This is a genomic window from Mesorhizobium sp. M7A.F.Ca.CA.004.12.1.1 (genome assembly GCF_003997835.1).
In the GTDB taxonomy this organism is placed as follows: Bacteria; Pseudomonadota; Alphaproteobacteria; order Rhizobiales; family Rhizobiaceae; genus Mesorhizobium.
The window spans coordinates 1-2,512 of the sequence record NZ_RZRK01000866.1 but is presented as its reverse complement, the minus strand read 5'-3'; the positions used below and the strand labels follow the sequence as shown (position 1 = coordinate 2,512).

At 62.5% G+C, this 2,512-nt stretch carries 2 protein-coding genes; one reads left to right on the top strand and one right to left on the bottom strand.

The window, feature by feature from the left end; all coding sequences use genetic code 11:
* Window positions 1-321: 321 nt before the first annotated feature.
* Window positions 322-951, bottom strand: coding sequence for a TetR family transcriptional regulator C-terminal domain-containing protein (locus tag EN984_RS30940; protein WP_127272371.1), 630 nt, complete (start codon window positions 949-951; stop codon window positions 322-324).
* A gap of 227 nt (window positions 952-1,178) precedes the next feature.
* Here EN984_RS30940 and EN984_RS30935 point away from each other — a divergent pair, with 227 nt between their 5' ends.
* Entirely contained in the window at window positions 1,179-2,507 is a 1,329-nt protein-coding gene (locus tag EN984_RS30935; RefSeq protein ID WP_127271138.1) for an aspartate aminotransferase family protein, read from the top strand.
* The last annotated feature ends 5 nt before the right edge of the window (window positions 2,508-2,512 follow it).

The window sequence follows — 2,512 nt, the reverse complement described above, 5'->3', positions numbered from 1 at the left end:
CTGCAGACATTGCTGGACGCCCTGCCGGCCGAGCGGCGCAGCGCGTAACCCTCCACTTCGTCATCCCAGGGCGGAGCAGCCGCGAAGCGGCGTCGAGGAGACCCTGGGATCCATTCCGTGACATTGGTCGAAGGGTACAGCGGAGCAGAATTTGTACCGTTGCGGCGCGTTGAAGTCGCGGCATGGATTCTAGGGTCTGCGCCGCGTCGCTTCGCTCCTTGCTTCGCCCTAGAATGACGAAATCAATGTGCGCTTCGGCCAATCCCCACCGTCTGGGATAGCCCGACGACTGCCAAGTTGACCCAAGACGTGATCTCGCTGCTACCCCTTCGGCTTGAGGCCATCGAGGAACAATTGTTCGAGAAACCTTGCCGCATCCTCGAAGCGGCCGTCGCCGCCGCGGTTCGGCCCGAGGACGGCGCGGACTTGGACGTCGAAATCGGCATAATGCTGCGTCGTCGCCCAGATCGAGAAGATCAGGTGCCACGGATCGGTCTTGGCGATCTTGCCGGCGCGCATCCAGCCCTTGATGACGGTCGCCTTCTCGTCGACCAGCGTCTTCAACTCTCCGGCCAGCAGCGGCATGATGCGCGGCGCGCCTTGCAGGATCTCGTTGGCGAATAGCCGGCTCTCGCGCGGAAAGTCGCGTGCCATTTCCAGCTTGCGTCTGATGTAGCTGCGCAATTCGGTCAAGGGGTCGCCGATGTCATCGAGTTCACGCAGCGGCGCCAGCCAGGTGTCGAGCAGGCGCTGCATCAGCGTCTCGTGGATGTCTTCCTTGCGGCGGAAATAATAGAGCAGGTTCGGCTTCGACATGCCGGCGGCTTCGGCGATCTGGTCAATGGTCGAGCCACGAAAACCGTTGGTCGAGAAAACCTCGAGCGCCGCCTCCAGGATGAGTTCGCGCTTTTCCTGCTGGATGCGGGTGCGACGAGGAGCGTCCGTGGTCACCGTTGCCAGCCCTCGCGTTGAGGGTCATCTGGACCAATTCTCTGGACCAGTTTTTCCCTAGCCTGTGGAACGCACTTCAGGTGCCGCATTTCCGCTAGTAATCCCTTGACCGCCGACAGGGCGGTGCTAACGTTTGTCCAATCGGTCAAAAATTTGCGTAGCATGAAAACGCGGCAAAGACCAAGCGTTGGGCGCACCGAAACAGATTACAAGGGGAAGTCCTGGTCATGTCCAACCGGCTGAAAGTCACGCCGAACGATCTCAGCGCATTCTGGATGCCGTTCACGGCAAACCGGCAGTTCAAGCAGGCGCCGCGCATGATGGTGTCCGCCAAGGACATGCATTACACGACCAGCGACGGCCGCAAGGTTCTCGACGGCACCGCCGGCCTGTGGTGCGTCAATGCCGGCCACTGCCGTCCCAAGATCACCGAGGCGATCCAGCAGCAGGCCGCCGAGCTCGACTATGCGCCCGCCTTCCAGATGGGCCACCCGATCGTGTTCGAACTGGCCAACCGCCTGGTCGACCTCGCGCCCAAGGGCATGGACCATGTCTTCTTCACCAATTCCGGCTCGGAATCGGTCGAGACCGCGCTCAAGATGGCCATCGCCTATCATCGTGTGAAGGGCGAGGGCTCGCGCACCCGGCTGATCGGTCGCGAGCGCGGCTATCACGGCGTCAATTTCGGCGGCATCTCGGTCGGCGGCATCGTCACCAACCGCAAGATGTTCGGCACGCTGCTCGGCGGCGTCGACCATATGCCGCACACGCATCTGCCCGAGAAGAACGCCTTCACCAAGGGCGTGCCGGAGTATGGCGCGGAACTCGCCAACGAACTGGAGCGCATCGTCGCTCTGCACGACGCTTCCACCATCGCCGCCGTCATCGTCGAGCCGGTCGCCGGCTCCACCGGCGTCATCCTGCCGCCGAAGGGTTATCTCGAGAGGCTGCGCGAAATCTGCACCAAGCATGGCATCCTGTTGATCTTCGACGAGGTCATCACCGGTTTCGGCCGTCTCGGCACGCCGTTCGCCGCCGACTATTTCGGTGTCACGCCAGACATCATGACCACCGCCAAGGGCGTTTCCAACGGCGTCATCCCGATGGGCGCGGTGTTCGTGAAGAAGGAGATCCACGACGCCTTCATGACCGGCCCTGAGCACATGATCGAGTTCTTCCACGGCTACACCTATTCGGGCAACCCGATCGCCTGCGCGGCCGCACTCGGCACGCTCGACACCTACAAGGAAGAGGGCCTGCTGACCCGCGGCGAGGAGCTGGCGCCGTACTGGGAAGACGCGCTGCATTCGCTGAAAGGCGAGCCGAACGTCATCGATATCAGGAACATCGGCCTGATCGGCGCGATCGAGCTGGCGCCGATCGCCGGCCAGCCGACCAAGCGGGCCTTCTCGGCCTTCGTCAAGGCGTTCGAGCGCGGCGCGCTGATCCGCACCACCGGCGACATCATCGCGCTGTCGCCGCCGCTGATCATCACCAAGGGCCAGATCAACGAATTGATCGACCATGTCAGAGAAGTCTTGCGAGCCATAGATTGACGAAC

Excerpts from the sequence above, each read along its gene's own strand:
- EN984_RS30935 (WP_127271138.1), top strand. The coding sequence starts at position 1,179 with ATGTCCAACCGGCTGAAAGTCACGCCGAACGATCTCAGCGCATTCTGG.